At 63.9% G+C, this 23,867-nt stretch carries 21 protein-coding genes; 12 read left to right on the forward strand and 9 right to left on the reverse strand.

The genetic code is table 11. The features are described from left to right. Nucleotides 1-16: 16 nt before the first annotated feature. Entirely contained in the window at nucleotides 17-634 is a 618-nt protein-coding gene (locus CAG00_RS12150; RefSeq protein ID WP_075046203.1) for a TPM domain-containing protein, read from the reverse strand. A 186-nt stretch (nucleotides 635-820) separates the two neighbouring features. Here CAG00_RS12150 and bglX point away from each other — a divergent pair, with 186 nt between their 5' ends. The 5 genes from bglX to CAG00_RS12175 all read left to right on the forward strand — a co-directional run bounded on the left by bglX (nucleotide 821) and on the right by CAG00_RS12175 (nucleotide 9,265). Continuing rightward, a complete protein-coding gene (gene bglX / locus CAG00_RS12155; protein ID WP_085664371.1) occupies nucleotides 821-3,112 on the forward strand; it encodes a beta-glucosidase BglX in 2,292 nt (763 codons plus the stop codon). A 146-nt stretch (nucleotides 3,113-3,258) separates the two neighbouring features. Then, on the forward strand, nucleotides 3,259-5,016 hold the full coding sequence (locus tag CAG00_RS12160) for an ATP-binding protein (protein ID WP_085664372.1): 1,758 nt from the start codon (nucleotides 3,259-3,261) through the stop codon (nucleotides 5,014-5,016). Next, complete coding sequence (locus CAG00_RS12165) at nucleotides 5,010-6,344, forward strand: sigma-54 dependent transcriptional regulator (RefSeq protein ID WP_085664373.1); 1,335 nt, start codon at nucleotides 5,010-5,012, stop codon at nucleotides 6,342-6,344. The genes CAG00_RS12160 and CAG00_RS12165 overlap by 7 nt, the downstream gene beginning before the upstream one ends. Before the next feature lie 279 nt (nucleotides 6,345-6,623). Then, nucleotides 6,624-7,943 carry an MFS transporter gene (locus tag CAG00_RS12170; RefSeq protein ID WP_075046206.1) on the forward strand — a complete coding sequence of 440 codons (1,320 nt, stop codon included), beginning with the start codon at nucleotides 6,624-6,626 and terminating at the stop codon, nucleotides 7,941-7,943. Between the two features lie 182 nt (nucleotides 7,944-8,125). Beyond that, entirely contained in the window at nucleotides 8,126-9,265 is a 1,140-nt protein-coding gene (locus tag CAG00_RS12175) for a Fic family protein (RefSeq protein WP_085664374.1), read from the forward strand. Here CAG00_RS12175 and CAG00_RS12180 read toward each other — a convergent pair. Further along, the gene (locus tag CAG00_RS12180) at nucleotides 9,244-9,996 is read right to left on the reverse strand and encodes a membrane protein (RefSeq protein WP_025340470.1); all 753 of its coding nucleotides are present in this window, start codon (nucleotides 9,994-9,996) and stop codon (nucleotides 9,244-9,246) included. The two genes, CAG00_RS12175 and CAG00_RS12180, sit on opposite strands and share 22 nt — an antisense overlap. A gap of 344 nt (nucleotides 9,997-10,340) precedes the next feature. Here CAG00_RS12180 and CAG00_RS12185 point away from each other — a divergent pair, with 344 nt between their 5' ends. Both CAG00_RS12185 and CAG00_RS12190 read left to right on the forward strand, forming a co-directional pair. Then, nucleotides 10,341-10,667, forward strand: a complete 327-nt coding sequence (locus tag CAG00_RS12185; RefSeq protein ID WP_075046208.1) for a hypothetical protein — start codon at nucleotides 10,341-10,343, stop codon at nucleotides 10,665-10,667. 118 nt (nucleotides 10,668-10,785) lie between these two features. Then, nucleotides 10,786-11,391: a flavin reductase family protein gene (locus tag CAG00_RS12190; RefSeq protein WP_085664375.1), complete on the forward strand. Its 606-nt coding sequence runs from the start codon at nucleotides 10,786-10,788 to the stop codon at nucleotides 11,389-11,391. On the opposite strand, the gene CAG00_RS12195 is transcribed toward CAG00_RS12190, so the two are convergent. Continuing rightward, on the reverse strand, nucleotides 11,392-11,658 hold the full coding sequence (locus tag CAG00_RS12195) for a hypothetical protein (protein ID WP_085664376.1): 267 nt from the start codon (nucleotides 11,656-11,658) through the stop codon (nucleotides 11,392-11,394). It abuts the gene before it with no gap. 130 nt (nucleotides 11,659-11,788) lie between these two features. Further along, nucleotides 11,789-12,082 carry a putative quinol monooxygenase gene (locus CAG00_RS12200; protein WP_085664377.1) on the reverse strand — a complete coding sequence of 98 codons (294 nt, stop codon included), beginning with the start codon at nucleotides 12,080-12,082 and terminating at the stop codon, nucleotides 11,789-11,791. 202 nt (nucleotides 12,083-12,284) lie between these two features. On the opposite strand from CAG00_RS12200, the gene CAG00_RS12205 reads away from it, so the two are divergent. After that, the gene (locus CAG00_RS12205; RefSeq protein ID WP_025340474.1) at nucleotides 12,285-13,205 is read left to right on the forward strand and encodes an AraC family transcriptional regulator; all 921 of its coding nucleotides are present in this window, start codon (nucleotides 12,285-12,287) and stop codon (nucleotides 13,203-13,205) included. Nucleotides 13,206-13,339: 134 nt separating this feature from the next. Here CAG00_RS12205 and CAG00_RS12210 read toward each other — a convergent pair whose 3' ends face one another. Further along, nucleotides 13,340-14,977, reverse strand: coding sequence for a 5-guanidino-2-oxopentanoate decarboxylase (locus CAG00_RS12210; protein WP_085664378.1), 1,638 nt, complete (start codon nucleotides 14,975-14,977; stop codon nucleotides 13,340-13,342). Between the two features lie 114 nt (nucleotides 14,978-15,091). On the opposite strand from CAG00_RS12210, the gene CAG00_RS12215 reads away from it, so the two are divergent. After that, nucleotides 15,092-15,967: a LysR substrate-binding domain-containing protein gene (locus CAG00_RS12215; protein WP_085664379.1), complete on the forward strand. Its 876-nt coding sequence runs from the start codon at nucleotides 15,092-15,094 to the stop codon at nucleotides 15,965-15,967. A 200-nt stretch (nucleotides 15,968-16,167) separates the two neighbouring features. Here the strand turns inward: CAG00_RS12215 and CAG00_RS12220 are convergent, their stop codons facing one another. Together CAG00_RS12220 and CAG00_RS12225 are read right to left on the reverse strand one after the other, a co-directional pair. Next, the gene (locus CAG00_RS12220) at nucleotides 16,168-16,782 is read right to left on the reverse strand and encodes an NAD(P)-dependent oxidoreductase (RefSeq protein WP_085664380.1); all 615 of its coding nucleotides are present in this window, start codon (nucleotides 16,780-16,782) and stop codon (nucleotides 16,168-16,170) included. Between the two features lie 27 nt (nucleotides 16,783-16,809). After that, nucleotides 16,810-17,685: an MBL fold metallo-hydrolase gene (locus CAG00_RS12225; RefSeq protein WP_085664381.1), complete on the reverse strand. Its 876-nt coding sequence runs from the start codon at nucleotides 17,683-17,685 to the stop codon at nucleotides 16,810-16,812. Nucleotides 17,686-17,788: 103 nt separating this feature from the next. Between CAG00_RS12225 and CAG00_RS12230 the strand changes: the two genes are divergently transcribed. After that, a complete protein-coding gene (locus CAG00_RS12230) occupies nucleotides 17,789-18,694 on the forward strand; it encodes a LysR family transcriptional regulator (protein ID WP_085664382.1) in 906 nt (301 codons plus the stop codon). A 133-nt stretch (nucleotides 18,695-18,827) separates the two neighbouring features. Here the strand turns inward: CAG00_RS12230 and CAG00_RS12235 are convergent, their stop codons facing one another. Further along, a complete protein-coding gene (locus tag CAG00_RS12235; RefSeq protein WP_025340480.1) occupies nucleotides 18,828-19,697 on the reverse strand; it encodes an oxaloacetate decarboxylase in 870 nt (289 codons plus the stop codon). Nucleotides 19,698-20,149: 452 nt separating this feature from the next. Here CAG00_RS12235 and CAG00_RS12240 point away from each other — a divergent pair, with 452 nt between their 5' ends. Beyond that, nucleotides 20,150-21,601: an MDR family MFS transporter gene (locus tag CAG00_RS12240; RefSeq protein WP_085614266.1), complete on the forward strand. Its 1,452-nt coding sequence runs from the start codon at nucleotides 20,150-20,152 to the stop codon at nucleotides 21,599-21,601. Nucleotides 21,602-21,821: 220 nt separating this feature from the next. Here the strand turns inward: CAG00_RS12240 and ttgR are convergent, their stop codons facing one another. Further along, on the reverse strand, nucleotides 21,822-22,454 hold the full coding sequence (gene ttgR / locus CAG00_RS12245; protein ID WP_025340482.1) for an efflux transport transcriptional regulator TtgR: 633 nt from the start codon (nucleotides 22,452-22,454) through the stop codon (nucleotides 21,822-21,824). Between the two features lie 258 nt (nucleotides 22,455-22,712). Here ttgR and ttgA point away from each other — a divergent pair, with 258 nt between their 5' ends. Then, nucleotides 22,713-23,867 (forward strand): toluene efflux RND transporter periplasmic adaptor subunit TtgA, encoded by a 1,155-nt coding sequence (ttgA, locus tag CAG00_RS12250; protein WP_025340483.1) that lies wholly within the window; start codon nucleotides 22,713-22,715, stop codon nucleotides 23,865-23,867.

Below are 23,867 nucleotides of genomic sequence, written 5' to 3' on the forward strand. Positions count from 1 at the left end.
GCCATCGGGGTTCGGCTCAATCGAGAATCACCAACCGGTTGGGCAACTCGTTACGTGCATGGGTAGGCGGCACATGCTCGCTGAGCAGTTCGCCGCACGCCTCGATGCACTCGACAAAACCCTGCAAGGTGCGGCCCTGGCGTACCTGTTCGGCAAAGCGAGCGACGATGGCCGCGCGGGCGGTGGCATCCAGGTGGTGCTCGATGCCGCGGTCAACCAGGATCTCCACATGCCGCTCCGCCTCGCTGACGAAGATCAGTACGCCCGTGGCACCAGCAGTGCGCTGCAGGTTCTGTTCGCGAAACTGCTGGCGGGCCAGGCGCGAGGCGCGCCAGCGGCGCAGGGCCCGGGGGATCAGCCAGCCGGCCAGGCGTGGGCTGCGCAGCAGCAGGCACAAGCCGACGAACAACAGCACATTGGCCACCAGCAAGCCACGCACTCCGGGCCAACCCAGCAGCCAGTGCAACAGGGCCGGCACGGCCAGCGCCAGCACGGCGGCCCAGAACAACGGCCAGTAGGCGTAGTCATCGGCCCGGCGGGCCAGCACCGTCACCAGTTCGGCATCGGTGCGCCGTTCGGCACGGGCAATGGCTTCGGCGATCTGGCGCTGATGGTATTCGTCGAGGGGGGTCATGCCGTCGGTCTCTTGAGCGTTCTTATAGTTGTTGTCCCGGCATTCGGGGCTTCGTCCGCAGGCGACATATTCAGGCATAATCCGCCGCTGGAAGAAATGCCTGCAAATCGTACAACAATAGCCGCCTGAAAACTTCGGCCGCGCGCGTATCACCGTGGATACGGCAGAGGCCCCACAACGGAATTGATGATGAAACTGTCTTTGCTGGGCCTGGCCATGGGCCTTGCCAGTCAGGCGGCCCTCGCCGCCCCCTCCGCCCCGCCCCTGCAGGACAAGCAGGCGTTCATCGACCATCTGATCAGCCAGATGACCGAAGCCGAGAAGATCGGCCAGCTGCGCCTGATCAGCATCGGCCCGGAAATGCCCCACGACAAGATTCGCGAGGAAATCGCCGCCGGCCGCATCGGTGGCACCTTCAACTCGCGTACCGCGCCCGAGAACCGGCCGATGCAGGACGCTGCCATGCGCAGCCGCCTGAAGATCCCGATGTTCTTCGCCTACGATACCGTCCACGGCGAGCGCACCATTTTCCCGATCGGCCTGGGCATGGCCGCGACCTGGGACATGGACGCCGTCGCCAAGGTCGGCCGCACCGCCGCCATCGAAGCCGCGGCCGACGCCCTGGACATGACCTTCGCACCGATGGTCGACATCGCCCGCGATCCGCGTTGGGGCCGCACCAGTGAAGGCTTTGGCGAAGACACCTACCTGACCTCGAAGATCGGCCAGGTGATGGTCCGTTCGTTCCAGGGCAGCAGCCCGGCCAACCCCGACAGCATCATGGCCATCGTCAAGCACTTCGCCCTGTATGGCGCGGTGGAAGGCGGGCGCGACTACAACACGGTCGATATGAGCCTGCCGAAAATGTACAACGACTACCTGCCGCCCTACCGCGCCGCGCTTGACGCTGGTGCCGGCGGGGTGATGGTGGCGCTGAACTCGATCAACGGCGTGCCTGCCACCTCCAACACCTGGCTGATGAACGACCTGCTGCGCAAGGAGTGGGGCTTCAAGGGCGTGACCATCAGCGACCACGGCGCCATCCAGGAGCTGATCCGCCATGGCGTCGCCCGCGATGGCCGCGAAGCCGCCAAGCTGGCGATCAAGGCCGGCATCGACATGAGCATGAACGACACCCTGTACGGCGAAGAGCTGCCAGGCCTGCTGAAGTCCGGCGAAGTGACCCAGGGCGAGCTGGACCAGGCGGTGCGCGAAGTGCTGGGTGCCAAGTACGACATGGGCCTGTTCAAGGACCCGTACGTGCGCATAGGCAAGGCCGAAACCGACCTGAAGGACTACTACGGCAACGACCGCCTGCACCGCGACGCCGCGCGTGACGTGGCGCGCCGCAGCCTGGTGCTGCTGGAAAACCGCAACCAGACCCTGCCGCTGAAAAAGGCCGGCACCATCGCCCTGGTCGGCCCGCTGGCCGATGCCCCGATCGACATGATGGGCAGCTGGGCTGCCGACGGCAAACCAGTGCACTCGGTGACCGTGCGCGAAGGCTTGCGCCGCGCCGTGGAGGGCAAGGCCAAGCTGGTCTACGCCAAAGGTTCCAACGTCACCGGCGACAAGGCGATGTTCGATTACCTGAACTTCCTCAACTTCGATGCCCCGGAAATCGTCGACGACCCGCGCCCGCCTGCGGTGCTGATCGACGAGGCGGTGAAGGCGGCGAAGCAGTCCGATGTGGTGGTGGCAGTGGTCGGTGAATCCCGCGGTATGTCCCACGAGTCGTCGAGCCGTACCACCCTGGAAATCCCAGCCAGCCAGCGGGAGCTGATCAAGGCCCTGAAGGCCACCGGCAAGCCGCTGGTGCTGGTGCTGATGAACGGCCGCCCACTGTCGATTGCCTGGGAGCGCGATCAGGCCGACGCCATTCTGGAAACCTGGTTCGCCGGTACCGAAGGCGGCAACGCGATCGCCGACGTGCTGTTCGGCGATTACAACCCGTCCGGCAAGCTGGCCATCACCTTCCCGCGTTCGGTCGGGCAGATCCCGATGTACTACAACCACACCCGTATTGGCCGGCCCTTCACGCCGGGCAAGCCGGGCAACTATACCTCGCAGTACTTCGAGGAGCCCAATGGCCCGCTGTACCCGTTCGGCTATGGCCTGAGCTACAGCAGCTTCGAGCTGTCGGGGCTGAAGCTGTCGAACAAGGACCTCAAGCGTGGCGACACGCTGGAAGCCAAGGTGACAGTGAAGAACACCGGTAAGGTGGCAGGCGAGACCGTGGTGCAGCTGTACCTGCAGGATGTATCGGCATCGATGAGCCGCCCGGTGAAGGAACTGAAGAACTTCCAGAAGCTGATGCTCAAGCCTGGCGAATCGCGCACGTTGAGCTTCCGCATCAGCGAAGAAGACCTGAAGTTCTACAATGGCCAACTGCAGCGGGTTGCCGAGCCTGGGGAATTCAATGTCCAGGTCGGGCTGGATTCCCAGGCGGTGCAGCAGCAGAGCTTTGAACTGCTGTAACTGACCGGTTTGCCTGTACCGGCCCCTTCGCGGGTAAACCCGCTCCCACAGGTACTCCGCAAGCAGATGGCCTGCGCGATACCTGTGGGAGCGGGTTCACCCGCGAAGAGGCCCGCCCTGATATCCCATTCATCCGGATCCGCCCCATGCCCTTTTCCGTTCGCGCCCTGCGTCTGGGGCTGATCACCCTGCTGATCGTGCTGGGCACCGCCTTCAGCGCCGGCTGGGCCATGCACCAGGCCAAGCGCCAGGCCATGGAAGCCGACGCCCAGCGTGCCAGCCAGCAGTTGGGCTTGTATGCCAATGCCTTGCACACGCTGATCGACCGCTACCGCGCCCTGCCCGCCGTGCTGGCGCTGGACCCGGAGCTGATCGCCGCCCTGCGCGGCCCGGTCAGCGAACCGGTGCAGGACGCCCTGAACCGCAAGCTCGAACGCATCAATGGCGCCGCCAACTCCTCCACCCTCGAACTGCTCGACCGCACCGGCCTGGCCATCGCCGCCAGCAACTGGCGGTTGCCCAGCAGCTACGTGGGCTCCAACTACGGTTTTCGCCCCTATTTCAAGCAGACTCGCAGCCAGGGCAGTGGTCGCTTCTACGCCGTGGGCGTGACCAGTGGCGTGCCGGGCTACTTCCTCGCCAGCGCGGTGAACGACGAGCATGGCCGCTTCCTCGGCGCCATGGTGGTGAAGCTGGAGTTCCCCGAGCTGGAACGCGAGTGGCGCCAGGGCAGCGACATCCTGCTGGTCAGCGATGCGCGCGGCATCACCTTCATCGCCAACCAGGACGGCTGGCGCTACCGCGAACTGCAGCCGCTCAGTGGTGCCGACCGTGCCGAACTGGCCGAAACCCGTCAGTACGACAAGCAACCGCTGGTGCCGCTGCAGCACCAGGTGCTGACCCGCTTTGCCGACAACAGCACCCTCAGCCGCGTGCAAGGCCCTGAGGGCAGCGCCGAGTACCTGTGGGAAAGCCTGCCACTGGAGGGTGAAAACTGGACCTTGCACCTGCTGCGCAAGCCGCAGGTAGCCGCCGACGGTCGCAATGCCGCCCTCGGCGCCGCCGCCGTTTGGCTGAGCCTGGTGTTCGCTGCGCTGTTCGTCAGCCAGCGCCTGCGCCTGGCCCGCCTGCGCCAGCGCAGCCGGGAGGAGCTCAAGCGCCAGGTCGAGGAGCGCACCCGTGAGCTGCGCACCGCCCAGGAGGGGCTGGTGCAATCGGCCAAGCTGGCGGCGCTGGGGCAGATGTCGGCAGCCATGGCCCATGAAATCAACCAGCCGCTGACCACCCAGCGCATGCAGCTGGAAACCCTGCGCCTGCTGCTCGACCATGGCCGACATGACGAAGCACGCCAGGCACTGGAGCCGCTGGAGCAGATGCTCACACGCATGGCCGCGCTCACCAGCCACCTGAAAACCTTCGCCCGCAACAGCCCGGTCGGCCTGCGCGAGCGCCTCGACCTGGCCACGGTGGTCGACCAGGCCCTGCACCTGCTGGAAGCACGCATTCGCAGCGAAGAAGTGGAAGTAGCCCTGTACCTGGCGCGCCCGGCCTGGGTGCGCGGCGATGCCATTCGCCTGGAGCAGGTGCTGATCAACCTGCTGCGCAATGCCCTCGACGCCATGGCCGACAAGCGCTACAAACGCCTGGAGATCCGCATCGAGCCCGACGGCGAGCTGTGGCGCCTGAGCGTGCTGGATTCGGGTGGCGGCATTGCCGAGGCCGACCTGGCCAAGGTCTTCGACCCGTTCTTCACCACCAAGCCGGTGGGCGAAGGCCTAGGGCTGGGCCTGGCCATTTCCTACGGTATCGTCCACGAGGCCGGTGGCCAGCTGCAGGCCGAAAACCTGCCTGGCGGCGCGCGCCTGAGCCTTACCCTGCCCCGTGACCTGGAGCCTGTATGTTGAATTCAGTGATCGTCGTCGATGATGAAGCCAGTATCCGCACCGCGGTCGAGCAATGGCTGAGCCTGTCCGGCTTCAGCGTGCAACTGTTCGCCCGCGCCGAAGAATGCCTGGCACACCTGCCACAGCACTTTCCCGGAGTAATCATCAGCGATGTACGCATGCCGGGCATGGATGGCCTGCAGTTGCTCGAACGCCTGCAGGCGGACGACCCCGACTTGCCGGTGATCCTGCTGACCGGCCACGGCGATGTGCCCATGGCAGTGGAAGCCATGCGCAGCGGGGCCTACGACTTCCTGGAAAAACCCTTTACCCCGCAGCACCTGCTGGGCAGCCTGCGTCGGGCCCTGGAAAAGCGCCAGCTGGTCCTGGAAAACCGCCGGCTGCACGAGCAGGCCGACCTCAAGTCACGCCTGGAAGGCACGCTGCTTGGCATGTCCCAAGGCCTGCAACAGCTGCGCCGGCAAGTGCTGGACCTGGCCAGCCTGCCGGTCAATGTGCTGATCCGCGGCGAAACCGGCAGTGGCAAGGAGCGCGTGGCCCGGTGCCTGCACGATTTTGGCCCGCGCGCCGACAAGCCGTTCGTCGCCCTCAACTGTGCAGCCATCCCCGAGTCGCTGTTCGAGGCCGAGCTGTTCGGCCATGAAAGCGGCGCTTTTACCGGTGCCCAAGGCAAGCGCATCGGCAAGCTGGAGTACGCCAACGGTGGCACGGTGTTCCTCGACGAAATCGAAAGCATGCCACTGGCCCAACAGGCCAAGCTGCTGCGGGTGATCCAGGAACAGAAGCTGGAGCGCCTGGGGGCCAACCAGAGCATCAGCGTCGACCTGCGCATCATTGCCGCGACCAAGCCCGACCTGCTCGAAGAAGCCCGCGCCGGGCGCTTCCGCGAAGACCTTGCCTATCGCCTGAACGTGGCCGAGCTGCGCCTGGCGCCATTGCGTGAACGGCGTGAGGACATTCTACTGCTGTTCGAGCACTTTGCCCGTGCCGCCGGCGAAAAGCTTGGCCGCGCGGCCCCGCCACTGTCGGGCGCGCAACTGGCGCAGCTGCTGTCGCACGACTGGCCGGGCAACGTACGTGAACTGGCCAACGCGGCGGAACGCCATGCATTGGGGCTGGGCTCGCCGAACATCGAGGTGGCGCCTGCCGGGCAGTCGCTGAGCGAGCAGATGGAAGCGTTCGAGGCGCAATGCCTGCGCGCGGCGCTGCGCCAGCACGGGGGCGCGATCAATGCTGTGATGGAAACGTTGCAGCTGCCGCGGCGCACGCTGAACGAGAAAATGCAGCGGCATGGGTTGGTGCGCGAGGATTTTGTTGGCCGAGAATGAGCGGAAATCCGCCTATCGCGCTCGGTCACTAAGCAAATAACCGCTCATTAACAGGATTCTTTTGGGGCTGCCTTGCAGCCCTTCGCGGGCACGCCCGCTCCCACAGGGAAACGCGAAGAGTCAGACGTCACGCGGTCCCTGTGGGAGCGGGCGTGCCCGCGAAGGGTCGCGCAGCGCCCCCATTTGAAGCCCAATGCACCCATTTGGCACACCTTCTGCAATTGCCTTGGCAAGCTGCGCCACGGCGCGCTCCACAAAAACAACGAGAAGGTATCCCTGATGGATAATGCCACCTCCCTGCCAGCCGGGGCGGCCACCGCGCCTGCCACAGAAAAAACCACCGCCAGCCGCCTGAAGTCGATCTTCAGCGGGTCCATCGGCAACATGGTCGAATGGTACGACTGGTACGTCTACGCCGCATTCTCGCTGTACTTCGCCAAGGCCTTCTTCCCAGCCGGCGATTCCACCGCACAATTGCTCAATACCGCCGCGATCTTCGCCGTGGGCTTCCTCATGCGCCCGATCGGTGGCTGGCTGATGGGCCTGTACGCCGACCGCAAAGGCCGCAAGGCCGCATTGATGGCCTCGGTGCTGCTGATGTGTGCAGGCTCGCTGGTCATCGCCCTGACCCCGGGCTACGAAACCATCGGCGTCGCCGCGCCAATCCTGCTGGTCATCGCACGCCTGCTGCAGGGCTTGTCGGTGGGTGGTGAATACGGCACCTCGGCCACCTACCTCAGCGAAATGGCCAGCAAGGACCGCCGTGGCTTCTTCTCCAGCTTCCAGTACGTGACCCTGATCTCCGGCCAGCTCATCGCCCTGGCGGTACTGATCGTCCTGCAACAGACCCTGACCACCGAGCAGCTGTATGCCTGGGGCTGGCGCGTACCGTTCGTGATCGGTGCGCTGTGCGCCGTGGTGGCCCTGTACCTGCGTCGCGGCATGGAAGAAACCGCTTCCTTCACCAAGAAGGAAAAGGCCAAGGAAAGCCTGATGCGCACCCTGCTGCGCCACCCCAAGGAGCTGATGACCGTGGTCGGCCTGACCATGGGCGGCACCCTGGCCTTCTACACCTACACCACCTACATGCAGAAGTACCTGGTCAACACCGTGGGCATGAGCATCAGCGACTCGACCACCATCTCGGCCGCCACGCTGTTCCTGTTCATGTGCCTGCAGCCGGTGATCGGTGGCCTGTCCGACAAGATCGGTCGACGCCCGATCCTGATCGCCTTCGGTGTACTCGGCACACTGTTCACCGTACCGATCCTCAGCACCCTGCACACCATCCAGACCTGGTGGGGCGCGTTCTTCCTGATCATGGCGGCGCTGATCATCGTCAGCGGCTACACCTCGATCAACGCCGTGGTCAAAGCCGAGCTGTTCCCCACCGAAATCCGCGCCCTGGGCGTGGGCCTGCCGTACGCCCTGACCGTGTCGATCTTCGGCGGCACCGCCGAGTACGTGGCCCTGTGGTTCAAGAGCGCCGGCATGGAGAGTGGCTTCTACTGGTACGTCACCGCCTGCATCGCCTGCTCGCTGCTGGTTTACGCGACCATGAAGGACACCAAGCAGCACTCGCGGATTACCACTGAGTGATGCTGGCCTGGCAGTACTGAAAAGGGGCGCTCCAGTGCATGGGGCGCCCCTTTTTTGTGATACGCGGCAGCCTGTGAGCCGATTGACGGCCTTATTCGGCTCACAGAATGAGCCGAATAGCGCTATTATTCGGCTCACAAGATGAGCCGAATAGCCGGCTTATTCGGCTCATGGGACGGATCATGAATAGCCCTTTATGGATCTGGCAGCAACCTGCCTGGCCACGCTTCACCTGGCAAAACGAAGCCATCGCCCCAATGCTACGCAATTGCATCGACATGCAAGGACGCCTGCTGGGCAAGATCGGCAGCGTCGATGCACTCAGCGAGTGCCAGAACATCCTCGATACGCTGCTGCAAAACATCGTCACCTCTTCGGCAATCGAAGGTGAGCAGTTGAACGTGGGTTCTGTCCGCTCCTCCCTCGCTCGCCGGCTGGGCATCGAGGAGCAAGGACCTACCAATGCCCGCAGTGAAGGGCTGGCGGAGCTGATGCTGGATGCAACGCAAGGGTATGACCGACCGCTGACCCTGCAACGCCTGTACACCTGGCACCAGTGGCTGTTCCCACTGGCACAAGGCGCCTTGAGCAAAGCGATACTGGTCGGCCAGTTGCGTGATGAAATGCCCATGCAGGTGATCTCCGGCCGGCTCGACAAGCCTACCGTGCATTTCGAAGCACCACCGCGCGATGGCCTGGAAGCCCGACTCAACGAGTTTCTCGACTGGTTTGCCAACAGTCGCGATTCCACCAGCCTGGACCCACTGCTACGTGCCGGAATCGCCCACTTCTGGTTCGTCACCCTGCATCCGTTCGACGATGGCAATGGCCGTCTGACTCGGGCAATCACCGACCTGGCGCTGGCGCAAGGTGAGCGACAGGCCATTCGTTTCTATGCCATGTCTGCCAGCATCCTCGAAGACAGGGCCGGCTATTACCAAGTGCTGGAGAACAGCCAGAAAGGCGACCTGGATATCACCCGCTGGCTATCCTGGTTTCTTTCTACCCTGCTGCGCAGCCTGGAACAGGCCCTGACCAATATCGACCGGATACTGGCCAAGGCCAGGTTCTGGCAAGCACATCGCTCAGATGGTTTGCTGCCCGAACAGGTAAAGGTGCTCAACAGGTTGCTCGATGGCGGCCCCCGAGGATTCGAGGAAGGCATCAACGCAGCGCAATACCAGGCGGTGGCGAAGGTATCAAAGGCCACTGCGACCCGCCACCTGTCCGATCTGCTCGACAAGGCCTGCCTGGTTCGCCTGCCTGGCGGGGGCCGCAGTACCCGCTACCGCATCAACACTCAGGACATCTCCAACGCCTGACGCGGCTCACGGCGCTGGTACCAGGTGGCCATCAGCACCAGTACCAGCAACACCCCGCCCAGCACTGCCGAAGAGCCGACCGTGCCGAAGTCCAGGCCGCCCTTCTCGTGGGGCTTGGTGAGGAAGTCGCCCAAGGTGGCGCCGAACGGGCGGGTAAGCACGAACGCAACCCAGAACAACACCACGCCAGGAATGCGTGTCCAGTAGCGGGCCACCACTACCAAGGCGATGGCACTGCCGATCAACAGTGCGCCACCGGCAAAACCGAGCCCCGAGTCATCGGCCAGGTAATCGCCCAGCGCCGTGCCGAGGGTGTTGGAAAACAGGATCGCCACCCAATAGAACAATTCGCCCGTGCGGTTCTTGATGCGGGTGACATCCAGCGGGTTGCCGCTCAGGCGCCATACCAGGAAGGTCAGCAGCAGGATGCCGATGAGGATGGCCGAACCCGCGGCGTAGCCCAGGCCCAGGGTGCGGTCCATGAAGTCGGACATGGTGGTGCCGGCGGTGCTGGTGGAGAGGATCACCAGCCAGTACAGCATCGGGTGGTAGCGGCGCGAGTACAGCTGGCCGAGCAAGGTCAGCAGGAACACGCTGATCAGCAGCAGCGAGCTGAGGGCATAGCCGATGTTCAGGGTCATCGACAGCAAATCACCCGCCGTTTCGCCAAGGGTGGTAGCGCAGATCTTCATGACCCAGAAGGCCAAGGTGATTTGCGGAAGTTTGTTCATTGTTGTGCCGCTCCGGTTTGAGGTGCGGCGATGGTGCTGAGCAGCATTTGAAAAATCGGTTGGTGATGTATGAAAAATGCGTTGAGAAGCCTTCAATGACAGATTTTTCATCCTTAACGCCCCGTTAATTCCACCCCTTCAAGCTGCAATGGCTGGCAGAACGTCAGCGCATGGGCAGACACATCCTGAGCCAGAACCGCTGCCAGAGCCCCAAGATGCGCGCCAATATATATCTAATTATTCGATTTTTAAACGCTATTATTTGCGCTTTTTAATCAAGTTAATCGGCGTAGGATTAAACCCATAGAAACAAAACAACCTCAAGAACCCCTGGAGCAACGACCATGAAAAACAAACTGATCCTCACCCTGGCCCTCTCGGTTTTCGCTGCTGGCGCCTTCGCCGAAGATGGCTTCAACCGCACCAACGCCCACACCTTCGCAGCGACCCAGAGCCAATCCGCTGCCTACGCTGAAGATGGCTTCGACCGCACTGGCGGCCAGCGTTTCGCCGAAGACGGCTTCGACCGCACCGGTGGCCAGCGCTTCGCCGAAGACGGCTTCGACCGCACCGGTGGCCAGCGCTTCGCCGAAGACGGCTTCGACCGCACTGGCGGCCAACGTTTCGCCGAAGATGGCTTCGATCGCACCAACGCCCACCGCATCAGCTGATCCCTGATGCGAGCACCCAGCCCGGCTTCGGCCGGGCTTGATCATTTGCAGGCGGGCACAGGCTTGGCACACTAGGCGTCTTGTCCACCAGGAGGTAGGGCCAGCAAGCCCAGCACAGATGTATTACTACGAACCCGCAAAAGGCCACGGCCTGCCCCACGACCCGTTCAACGCCATCGTCGGCCCCCGCCCTATCGGCTGGATCTCCTCACAGGACCGCGAAGGCCGCCTGAACCTGGCGCCCTACAGCTTCTTCAATGCCTTCAACTACATCCCGCCGATCATCGGTTTCTGCAGCGTCGGGCGCAAAGACAGCCTGAACAACATCGAGCAGACCGGCGAATTCGTCTGGAACCTGGCAACCCGCCCGTTGGCCGAGCAGATGAACCAGAGCTGCGCACCGGTTGCCGCCGAGATAAACGAATTTGAATTGAGCGGCCTCACCGCCAAGCCGTCGAGCATCGTCAACGTGCCGCGTGTCGGCGAAACCCCGGTGGCCTTCGAGTGCAAGGTCAGCCAGATTGTCCAGCTCAAGCGGGCCGACCAGAAACTGGTGCCCAGCTGGCTGATCCTGGGTGAAGTGGTGGCGGTGCACATTGCCGAGCACCTGTTGAAGAACGGTATCTACGATACCGCTGCCGCCGAGCCGATCCTGCGTGGGGGTGGCCCGGCAGACTATTTCGAGCTGGGCAACCTGTTCAAGATGGCCCGCCCGCCGGCCTGATCACCAGATCAGCTCACCCTCTTCGCTGACGCCCTGCAGGCGTTGCAGCTCGGCAGTGGCCGCTTCATCGGCGGCCACGGCGCCCTTGAACATCTGGCCGTCGAGAATCTTGTGAAAGCGCGGCGCGCCGCCCATGCCCAGGGCCTTGACCGCGATGGCCGCGTTGTAGCCGCCACCTTCCACCGGGACCATCGCCGAAACCGCTTCGAAATGCGGGAATTCCCTACGTGCCATGTTGCTATCTACCTGGTTGATCAAGGGCAGCATCTTACCCCATTCACCTGTACCGGCCCTATCGCCGGCAAGCCAGCTCCCACAGGTACTGCACCGCCCTCAAGACCTGTGATGACCCTGTGGGAGCTGGCTTGCCGGCGATGAGGCCAGAACAGGCAATACCTCAATCAAAGGTATGCAGATCCAGACTGCTGACCACCTGTTCCTGCACCAACTCACCAAACACTTCCAGCGTTGGCGAAGCAAAGTAGCCAGTCATCGCCTGCTGGTCTTGCCAGCTGCCACTGAGCAACCATAAATCGGCATCAGCCTGCGAACGCTGCACCGTGAAACTCAGGCAGCCCGGTGCCCGCAACGAGGGCTCGAGCAGGTCACGCAGGCGCGCGCCCAGCTCCGCCGAGCGCCCGCTGCTGGCACGGATGAAAGCAAGGTGGGTGACCGGTTGTCTCGGGGTCATTGCACAATCTCCTTGAAGCAGGCGGACGGAAAAGCCAGGCTGCCAAGGTTAGGGCCTCACCCGCGCGACGCGTTAGGCCATTACTGCTCGCCGATTGCCTGATCCTGCAGCGCGGCAGGATCAGGCAATCGGCGTGCAGCTTTTGACTAGCGCCCGCCATTGCCCAAACCTATGCTGCGTCGGTCAGCAGAGGAAAGCCATCATGACCACCGCCACGTCCATCGACCCGAGCCTGGAACTGCAACGCCAGGAGCTGGCCGAGCTGATCCGCCGCCACGCCGGGGAGCCCCACGGCCCGGCATCGGCCATCGATGACCTGTACCTGGTGCGCTACACCGAAAACGTGCGCTCGGTACCGACCCTGGCGCAACCCGCGCTGTGCATCCTCGCCCAGGGCAGCAAAAGCCTGTTCCTGGGTGACGAGCAGTACGCCTACGACCCGCTGCACTACATGGTGGTCTCGGTAACCTTGCCGCTTAGCGGCGTAAAGCTCGACGCCAGCCCCGAGCACCCGAGCCTTGGCCTGCGCATGGACCTGGACCCGGCCGAAATCAGCCAGCTGATCGCCGAAAGCGGGCCGATGCTGGTGCCCAACCGGCCTTCCGGTCGTGGCTTGTATGTGGAAAGAACCGATGCCGCGTTGCTCGACGCCTTGCTGCGGCTGATACGCCTGCTGGACACCCCTCGCGATATCGCGATGCTCGCGCCGCTGTTCCGCCGGGAAATTCTGTACCGCCTGCTGCGCGGGCCGCAGGGCTATCGGTTGTACGAAATTGCCTTGGCCAACAGCCAGACCCACCGGGTTTGCCAGGCCATCACCTGGCTCAACCAGAACTACCAGCTGCCTTTGCGCATCGAGGACCTGGCGCGCGAGGTCAACCTCAGCACCTCGACCTTGCACCACCGGTTCAAGGCCGTGACGTCGATGAGCCCGTTGCAGTATCAGAAGCAACTGCGCCTGCAGGAGGCGCGGCGCTTGATGCTGAATGACGGGCTCGAGGCAGCGGTGGCTGCCTACCGGGTGGGGTATGAAAGCCCGTCACAGTTCAGCCGTGAATACAGCCGGCTGTATGGCGCGCCGCCGATTCGTGATGTGGCGAGGTTGCGGGCGACTGCTGGCTGAGTTTGGCTTTGCCTGTGCCGGCCCTTTCGCGGGTAAACCCGCTCCCACAGGTTTTGCACAGATACTGAAAACTGTGCAGTACCTGTGGGAGCGGGTTCACCCGCGAAAGGGCCGGTACAGGCAATAGCTTCACTTCAACCCAACACAGCCCCCTGCCACTGATTCTGGTCAACCTGGATCAAGGTCGGCCCCTTGCGCTCCACTGCCTGCCCCAACGCCACCTGCAACTGCGCCACATCTGCCACCTGCTCCGCCGCCGCGCCCAGGGCCCGCGCCACACCGATGAAGTCCGGCGTATGGATATCCACCCCGACTGGCTCGATGGCCCGGTTGACCATGTACTTCTTGATTTCCTCGTACCCCTGGTTGTTCCACAGCAGCACGATCAGCGGCACCTGCGCTTCCACCGCGCTGGCCAGCTCCGGCAAGGTGAACTGCAAACCGCCATCACCAATCAGGCACACCGCAGGCGCACGCTCACCGACCTGCTCCGCGCTGCCCAGCCAGGCGCCCATGGCCGCCGGCAATGCATAACCCAAGGTGCCGTAGCCGGTCGAGGCATTGAACCAACGGCGTGGCTGGTCCATGTCCAGGGTCAGGTTGCCGGTGTACACCGGTTGGGTCGAATCGCCCACCAGAATGGCATTGGGCAGGCGCTCGATAATTGCATTCAGCAAACGTGTCTGGCTCAGAGTCGGCTGGTCCCAACCCGCCGCCAGTGCCTGGCGCAGCTTGGCCACCCGGGCCGCGCCCCACGTACTTTCACGCACGGGTTGCGGCAATGCTTGCAAGGCGCCAAGCAGCGCCTCGGCGGCCAGTTCGGCATCGGCCACCAGCGACAACTCCGGCAGGTAATTGCGCACGGTCTGGTCCGGGTCGATGTCGATGCGCAACAGGCTGCCCGGGATCTCGAAACCACCTTTGAAGGTGACGTCATAGTCGGTTTCGGCCAGTTCGGTGCCGATCGCCAGCACCACATCGGCCTCGGCCACCAGCGCCCGCGTGGCTGGCAGTGACTGGGTCGAGCCAATCTGCAGCGGGTGGCTGGCCGGCAGCAGCCCCTTGGCATTGATGGTCAGCGCCACCGGCGCCTGCAGGTGTTCGGCCAGGCGCGCCAGCGCAGCGCCCGCGGCCAACGCGCCGCCCCCGGCCAGGATCAATGGCCGTCGTGCATTGGCCAGGCGCTCGGCCATCTGCGCCACGGCCTGCGGCGCTGCCCCCGCTCGGCTGCTGCGCACCACGCGCCCCGGCAGCAGGTGATCGGCCGGTTCGACCAGCACGTCGAGCGGGATCTCGATATGCACCGGGCGCGGCCGGGCGCCTTCGAACACGGCGAATGCCCGGGCCAGCACCTGCGGCAGGTCATCGGCACTCATCAGGGTGTGGGAAAACGCCGCCACACCCGACACCAGCGCTGCCTGGTTGGGCAACTCGTGCAGCTTGCCGCGACCACCGCCCAGCTGGTCGCGGGCCTGCACGCTGGAAATCACCAGCATCGGGATCGAGTCGGCATAGGCCTGGCCCATGGCGGTGGTGATGTTGGTCATGCCCGGGCCGGTGATGATGAAGCACACCCCGGGCTTGCCGCGGGTCCGCGCATAGCCGTCGGCCATGAACCCGGCCCCCTGCTCGTGGCGCGGGGTGACATGGCGGATGGACGAGCCCGCCAGGCCGCGGTAGAGCTCCACGGTATGTACACCAGGAATGCCGAAGACATGGTCAACGCCATAGCCTTCAAGGAGTTTTACCAGTACTTCGCCGCAGGTTGCCATCGGGTTTCACCATGAATCTTGGTTGGGTTATGCCCTTATTGGACCCAGCCACGGCTATCGCCACAATGCAAAAAAACACATACTAGCCATGTCCTGCACTCATGGCTCAGCACAATGAAACGCCTCCCGCCCCTGCCCGCCCTGCATACCTTCCTGGTAACCGCCCAGCACTGCAATTTCACCCGTGCCGGGCAGCAGTTGCATATCACCCAGGGCGCCGTCAGCCGACAGATCGCGGCCCTCGAAGAGCATCTGGGTTATGCCTTGTTCCAGCGCCAGGCCCGTGGGCTGAGCCTGACCCGTGAAGGCCAGGATTGGCTGCCAAGGGTGCAGCAGGTGTTCGCGCTGATCGAACAAGGGGTGCGCGAGGTGGGTGGGCGCAGCGCTACCTTGCAGCTCAAGGCACCGACCTGCGTGATGCGCTGGCTGCTGCCACGCCTGATGGAATGGCAGGCGCTACGCCCGGATGTACCTGTAGAGCTGACCACCACGGTGCAACATGGGGTGGACTTTCGCCGCGAGGGTTTCGATGCGGCGGTGGTCTATGGTGAGGCGCCGAACCATGGGCTGCGTGTGCGCAAGCTGTTCGATGAGCAGCTGACGCCGGTGTGCGCGCCGTCATTGCGCCAAGGGCCGGTACCGTTGCAGCAGGTCGAGGACCTGGCGCTACACATGCTGCTGCACCCGTCGCGGGATGAGCATGACTGGCGGTTATGGCTGCAGGCAGCCGGGGTGACGCTGGGCACTCAAGGGCCGAAGCAGCATTTCGAGACACTGGACATGGCGATGGCCATGGCCTCGCAGGGCACCGGCGTGGCCATTGGCGACTGGTCGCTGATCGGCGATGACTTGCGCGGGGGGCGGTTGTGCATGCCGTTTGCGCTGAAGGTGATGACCGGCAAGGGGTATTACCTGGTGAGCCAGAGCAAGAGCTTGCCGCCGGGGCTGGTGGAGTTGTTGGATTGGCTGGAGGAACAGGCCAGCTTCTAAGGCCCGTTTTCCCTATTTGCCGATGTGCACAAGCCCTTGTAGGAGCGGCCTTGTGTCGCGAAAGGGCTGCGCAGCAGCCCCGGCGATATTGCACCTTGACGGATATCCTGGGGCCGCTGCGCGACCCTTTCGCGACACAAGGCCGCTCCTACAGGCGAGCTGCCTGCACCAGATACATTCATGCAAACGAAGCAGGCGACTCAATAGCCGACAGTGAACCGCTGCCGCGAATGCGCCGGCTTTTCCAGTTCGTCGAGCATGGCAATCGCGTAATCGGCAAAGGTGATCCAGCTCTTGCCATCCGCGCCGATCAACAGATGATCCTTGCCCAGCTTGTAATGCCCGCTGCGCTCACCTTCAACGAACTCCGCCGACGGCGACAGGAAGGTCCAGTCCAGGTTCGGCTCCCGTTGCAACGCTTCCAGAAAACGCACCCCGGCAGTGGCCTCGGCCTTGTATGCCTCGGGGAAGTCCGGGCTGTCGATCACCCGATGCCCTGACGGCAGCAACAGGCTACCGGCCCCACCTACCACCAGCAGGCGCCTGACCCCGGCCCGCTTGACCGGCTCGATGATGGCGTGTGGCTCGATGGTCGAGAAATGCGCCGCACTCAGCACCGCATCCACACCCGCGACCGCCGCTTGCAGGGCCGCGCTGTCCTTGGCATCCAGCGCCTTGACGGTCACCCCGTCCCGCCCCTGCAACCGCGACGGGTCGCGGGCGATGGCCAGCACACTGTGGCCACGGCGCAGGGCCTCTTCCAGCAACTGGCTGCCAGCGCGGCCAGTGGCACCGATGATTGCAATCTTGCTCATGGGATACTCTCCATCAGTTGAACGGAATTACCACTTCATCTCGCCCTTGGCGACCTTGGCCCCCAGCTCCAGCGAGCTTTCATCGGCCAGCCCCGGGTAACGTTGCTTCATCGCCGCGATCAATGCACCGGCGTCTTTCGCCTTGGCGGTCTCGGCATCGAAATCACGAATGTAGTTCGCCGTGAAACGCACGGCCTGCAGCGATCGGCTGCTGTCTTCCAGGTAATGCCCGGGGATGACCGTGCGCGGCGCCAGCGCTTCGATGTGCGCCAGGGTGCCGAGCCAGTCGGCGTGGGACTTGGCCGTTTGCGTGTCGGCCATCCATACATGAATGTTCTCCGACACCACCACGCCACCGACCACCGCCTTGATCGACGGGATCCACACAAAACTGCGGTCAGGTTGCGGGCCGTCCAGGCCGACCACTTCGAGGGCCTGCCCTTCCAGCGTCAGGCGGTTGCCTTCGAGCACCTGCGGCAGCACCAGCCGCGCCGGCTTGTCCGCGCCCATCTGCGGGCCCCAGTAGGCCAGCTTGGCATCCATGGTCTGGCGGATATGGGCAACCGTGGCGGCCGACGCCAGCACCTTGGCCTCGGGGAAGGCCTGGGTCAGGGTATCCAGGCCGAAGTAGAAGTCCGGGTCGCCATGGCTGATGTAGATGCTGGTCAGCTGCTTGCCGCCCGCCCGCAGGCGCTGCACCAGCTGCTCGGCCTGGGCCTTGCCGAACTGGGCATCGACGAGGATGGCGTCGTGCTTGCCGCTGACGATCACCGAACTGACCGGGAAGATCGCCTCATGCCCGGGGTTGTAAACCTCCAGCCGCAAGGGGTCGGCAGCCAGCGCCGGGCCGGCCAGGGTCACACAGGCCAGCAGCAGGCCACGCAGAGGAGTGAAAAGAGACATCGCAAACGCCCGTCAGATGAACAATGCCCAACAGCTTAGTTGCCCAATCCGTGACAAAAAATGCGATGCTCGAACATAGTTTGTTTCTGAAACCGGGCAAATCATGGACCGTCTCAACGCCATGCGCGTTTTCGTCACCGTCGTCGACCTCGGCAGCCAGTCGGCGGCGGCGGATCATCTGCAACTGTCGCGGCCGGTGGTGTCGCGCTACCTGGCAGAGCTGGAAGACTGGGTTGGCGCACGGCTGATGCAGCGCACCACACGCAAGCTCAGCCTCACCGCCGCCGGCCAGGAAACCCTGCCCCGCTGCCGGCAACTGCTGGAACTGGCCGGCGACCTGCAGGCCGCGGTGCAGCAGCCGGATGACGCGCCCAAGGGCGCACTGCGCATCAGCGTCAGCACCTCGTTCGGCCAGGCCCAGCTGGTGGATGCAGTGGCCGCCTACGTCCGGCGCTACCCCGGAGTGAAGGTGGAACTGCAGATGCTCGATCGCACGGTCAACCTGGTGGACGAGCGCATCGACCTGGCCATCCGCACCAGCAATGACCTGGACCCCAACCTGATCGCCCGGCGCCTGAGCGTGTGCCGCTCGGCAGTGTGTGCGGCACCGGCCTACCTGCGCGAGCACGGCACGCCGCAACGGGTCGAGGAGCTGAGCCGACACAACTGCCTGACCCATGCCTACTTCGGCCACAGCCTGTGGCATTTCGAGGTGGCCGGCCAGCAAGTCGCCGTGCCAGTGGCGGGGAACATCAGTGCCAACGAGGCGATGACACTGCAGAAGGCGGCGCTGGCCGGCGCAGGTATCGCCATGCTGCCGACCTACCAGGCCGCGGACGCCCTGCGCCGGGGTGAACTGGTGCGCCTGCTGCCCGAAGCCAGCCCACGCGAGCTGAACCTGAATGCGGTGTACACCTCGCGCAAGCACATGCCGGCGACCTTGCGCAGCATGCTGGATTTTCTGGTGCAGCGGTTCAAGGACGAACCGGAGTGGGATCAGGACTTGTAAGGCCCATGTGGGAGCGGCCTTGCGTCGCGAAAGGACCGCGCAGCGGTCCCGGGATCTTGGCCACATCAAATATTGTCGGGGCTGCTACGCAGCCCTTTCGCGACACAAGGCCGCTCCTACAGGGGGGGCGCTGTCACTCCTCGACGCTCATGTATTCCTTGGCCCAGCGGATGTAGTCCTCGGGCTGGGTGTAGGTATGCGAGAGTTCGGTGGCGCTGAGGTTTTCCGACTTGTTCTGCTGGCCGCGCTGCAGCCGCAGGCAATCGTAGGTGGCCTTGATCGCGGCAAAGTAGGCGGCGTGACCATCGACCACGATGCGCACGCCCAGGCGTGCCAGGCGCTCGTCGTCGCGCAGGCTCGGGTTGCCGTAGGTCACCAGCATCAGCGGCACCGTCAGGTGCTCGGCAATCTGCTCGAGTTGCTCGAAGTCCTTCACCCCAACCATGCAGATACCGTCGGCTCCGGCCTTCTGGTAGCTCTGGGTACGCACGATGATTTCTTCGGTGGTGAGCACGCCAGCGTTGGTCCTGGCAATGATCGACAACGACGAATCGACCCGCGCCTCCAGCGCCGCACGGATCTTGCCGACGCCCTCTTCAACCGGGATCAGGTCGGTGGACTTGCGCCCGAACTGGGCAGGCAGCAGGGTGTCCTCGATGGTCAGCGCAGCCACGCCGGCGCGCTCCAGTTCGATGACCGTGCGCATGACATTCAGCGCGTTGCCATAGCCGTGGTCGGCATCAGCCAGCACCGGCAGTTGCGCCACGCGACCAATACGGGTGGCCTGCTCGACGAACTCGCTGAGGGTGATCAGGGCGAAGTCCGGTGCAGCCAGTACCTGCAACGAAGCGACCGAACCACCGAGGATGCCGACCTCGAAGCCCAGGTCTGCGGCAATGCGTGCCGACATCGGGTCGAACACCGATGCGGTGTGATAACAGGAACCTGAAGCGAGCAGCTCGCGGAAGGCAAAACGCAGATCTTGATGGGAAGCCTTGGGCATGATCACTCCGCAAAATAAGTTGAAATTCGAACGGTAACTACCGACCCCTGTAATCGGGTCTACCTGGCCTGTTCCAACCGTCGCCATCTGGGCGGTCATGCTCGACATGCAGGCAGAGGAATAAAAGGTGTGGGAGACAGCGGCGCGAAAACCTGCGGCATAATGTTGCACCAAGCTGGTGCAAGCCCCCGGTTTTCAGCCTCTGTGGCATACCAACGATATCACGCAGCTATGCAGCACTGGATGAATGCGCCAATGCCGATCTTGCATAGGGGATGCAGATAGTACATAGGAAGCTACCTAACTCAGGTTACAATCCGGGGACTTCATGCTGGCCTCTTCGCGGGTAAGCCCGCTCCCACAGGGACCGCGCCGTCCTCAGGAGCGACACCGGACCTGTGGGAGCGGGTTTACCCGCGAAGAAGGCCGCCACCGTCATACAAGGTATCCCCGTGACCGCCGCCCTGCCCCCCACCACCCTGCGCAACGTGCTCACCGCCCTGATGCTGGCGATCTTCCTCGGCGCCCTGGACCAGACCATCGTTGCCGTCTCGCTGCCGGCGATCTCGGCGCAGTTCAACGATGTCGGCCTGCTGGCCTGGGTCATCTCCGGCTACATGGTGGCGATGACCGTGGCCGTGCCGATCTACGGCAAGCTGGGCGACCTGTACGGGCGGCGCAGGATGATCCTCACCGGCATCAGCCTGTTCACCCTGGCCTCGATCGCCTGCGCCCTGGCCCAGGACATGCAGCAACTGGTGCTGGCCCGGGTACTGCAGGGCATTGGCGCCGGTGGCATGGTCTCGGTGAGCCAGGCGATCATCGGCGACTTCGTGCCCCCGCGAGAGCGCGGCCGCTACCAGGGCTATTTCAGCAGCATGTACGCGGTGGCCAGCGTCGCCGGGCCGGTGCTGGGCGGCTGGCTGACCGAATACCTGTCATGGCGCTGGGTGTTCTGGATCAACCTGCCGCTGGGGCTGGTTGCACTGTGGGCGATCCGCCGCGCCCTCGGCGGCATGCCGGCGCAGCGCCGCGAGGCGCAGGTGGACTACCTTGGCGCCGTGCTGCTGATTCTCGGCCTGGGTAGCCTGTTGCTGGGCATTACCCTGGTCGGCCAGGGCCACGCCTGGGCCGACCCGGCCGTGCTGGCCCTGTTCGCCTGCGCCGCGCTGGGCCTGGTGCTGTTCATCGCCCATGAGCGCCGCTGCCCGGAGCCACTGCTGCCACTCGGCCTGTTCGGCAACCGCGTGGCGGTGCTGTGCTGGGGCGTGATCTTCTTCGCCAGTTTCCAGTCGATCTCCCTGACCATGCTCATGCCGTTGCGCTACCAGGGCATCACCGGCGCCGGTGCCGACAGCGCGGCCTTGCACCTCCTGCCGCTGGTGATGGGGCTGCCCATGGGTGCCTTCACCGGCGGGCGCATGACCAGCCTGACCGGGCGCTACAAGCCGCAGATCCTCGCCGGTGCACTGCTGATGCCGCTGGCCATTTTCGCCATGGCGCTGACCCCGCCGCAGTCGGCCTTGCTCAGTGCGCTGTTCATGCTGCTGACGGGCATCGCGTGTGGGCTGCAGTTCCCGACCTCGCTGGTAGGCACGCAAAGCGCGGTGGACAGCAAGGACATCGGCGTGGCCACCAGCACCACCAACCTGTTCCGCTCGCTGGGCGGGGCCATGGGGGTGGCGTGCATGTCCAGCCTGCTGCTGGCGCTGCTGCACCAGGGCGGGTTCGAGTCGCTGGGTAATCCGTTGCTGGGGAGCCTGAAGGCCGGTGAAGTAGACCTGGTGACACAGGGGCGGTTGCTCGAGACGTTCCAGCAACTGTTGATGGGGAGTGCGCTGGTTGCACTGCTCGGGCTACTGGCGGCGGTGGCATTGCCGGATCGGCAACTGCGCGGACGCTAAGAGCTGCGCGATTTTTGTAGGAGCGGCCTTGTGTCGCGATAGGGCTGCAGAGCAGCCCCAGCAATTCATGCATTGATGCTGGAATCCTGGGGCTGCTCTGCAGCCCTATCGCGACACAAGGCCGCTCCTACAGGATTTGCACCTTATGCCAGTCACCCGAAAGCATTAATCCCCCCTTAACACAAAGGGGTAACACTCCCTCACAATCCTTAACAAAGTGTCATTTGCGCAGAGCCGGGCTCAAGCGCAGCATATCCAGCCCGGTGTCGACCCACTTTTCGACATCCTTCAACAGATCGACACTGTCAGGCAGCAACAGCCAGCGCCCGATCAGGCCATCGACATAGGCAAACATGGCCACCGCCGCGCGCTCGACATCCAGCTCGCCTGGCAACTGGCCCCGGCGCACGGCATTGGCCAACGCCAGGGTGATGCCCTTGTGGCAATCCAGCACCGCACCCTGGCGCTGCTGGCGAATTTCACACATGTCATCGGTGAACTCGCACTTGTGATGCAGGATTTCATTGATACGCCGGGTTCGGGCATCGAGCACCAGCTCGTTGAACACTTGCAGCAACAGCTTGCGCATGCAGCCAAGCGGGTCCACTTCGTCCTCGCTTTCGCTCGCCCGCGCCAGGTGGTCATGGGTTTCATGCAGGCTGTCGAGCAGCGCCTGCACCAACTCGGCCTTGTTGTTGAAGTGCCAGTAGATCGCCCCCCGCGTCACACCCGCCAGTTCGGCGATGTCGGCCAGGGTGGTTCGCGCAACCCCGCGCTTGTAGAAGGCCTTTTCCGCCGCCTCGATGATCTGGGCGCGGGTTTCCTGGGCTTCTTCTTTGGTTCGACGGACCATGGCAGTACAAACCTCATCTGCCCCGAACGCGCGGCGCGTGCGGGGAACACTCCGGGGGCACCTCTGCAGGGTGCCTCGCGGAGGAGCTAATCAAGGGCTGTGGCAGTACCCGAGTACAACCCAGCGGTATTTACAAACAACCATGAATGTAAGTATATTCCTTAGCAAGCTATTTATCCACCGGATAGCAACTTTTCCAGATCAAGACTCTTCCATTACTCTTGAGCGTCTCCCAGCTCCAGCGACCCGAGGATCCTCATGCAATTCAAGCCAGCCGTTACCGCTCTGGTTTCCGCCGTCGCCCTGGCAACCCTGCTCAGTGGCTGTAAGAAAGAAGAAGCAGCGCCAGCGGCGCAGGCTCCTCAGGTCGGCGTCGTGACCATCCAGCCCCAAGCCTTCACCCTGACCTCGGAATTGCCGGGGCGTACCAGTGCCTACCGCGTCGCCGAAGTGCGCCCGCAGGTCAACGGCATCATCCTCAAGCGCCTGTTCAAGGAAGGCAGTGAGGTCAAGGAAGGCCAGCAGCTGTACCAGATCGACCCTGCCGTGTACGAAGCCACCCTGGCCAATGCCCAGGCCAACCTGCAGGCCACCCGCTCGCTGGCCGAGCGCTACAAGCAGCTGATCGACGAACAGGCTGTTTCCAAGCAGGAATACGACGACGCCAATGCCAAACGATTGCAGGCCGAGGCTTCGCTCAAAAGCGCGCAGATCGACCTGCGCTACACCAAGGTCCTGGCACCGATCAGCGGCCGTATCGGCCGTTCTTCGTTCACCGAAGGTGCACTGGTGAGCAATGGCCAGGCCAACGCCATGGCCACCATCCAGCAACTCGACCCGATCTACGTCGACGTCACCCAGTCCACTGCCGAGCTGCTCAAGCTGCGCCGTGACCTGGAAAGCGGCCAGTTGCAAAAGGCCGGCGACAACGCCGCCTCGGTGCAGCTGGTGCTGGAAGACGGCAGCCTGTTCAAGCAGGAGGGCCGCCTGGAGTTCTCCGAAGTCGCGGTCGACGAGACCACCGGCTCGGTCACCCTGCGCGCCCTGTTCCCCAACCCCGATCACACCCTGCTGCCAGGCATGTTCGTGCATGCGCGGCTCAAGGCCGGGGTCAACGCCAACGCCATCCTGGCCCCGCAACAGGGCGTGACCCGCGACCTGAAAGGCGCGCCGACGGCGCTGGTGGTCAACCAGGAGAACAAGGTCGAACTGCGCCAGCTCAAGGCCAACCGTACCCTGGGCAGCGACTGGCTGATCGAGGAAGGCCTGAACCCGGGCGACCGCCTGATCACCGAAGGGCTGCAGTACGTGCGCCCGGGCGTCGAGGTCAAGGTCAGCGAAGCCACCAACGTCAAGAAGCCGGCCAGCCCTGTTCAGGCCAACGCGGCGAAAGCAGACGCCAAAGCGGAGTAA

It is taken from the genome of Pseudomonas sp. B5(2017) (assembly GCF_002112825.1).
In the GTDB taxonomy this organism is placed as follows: Bacteria; Pseudomonadota; Gammaproteobacteria; order Pseudomonadales; family Pseudomonadaceae; genus Aquipseudomonas; species Aquipseudomonas putida_Z.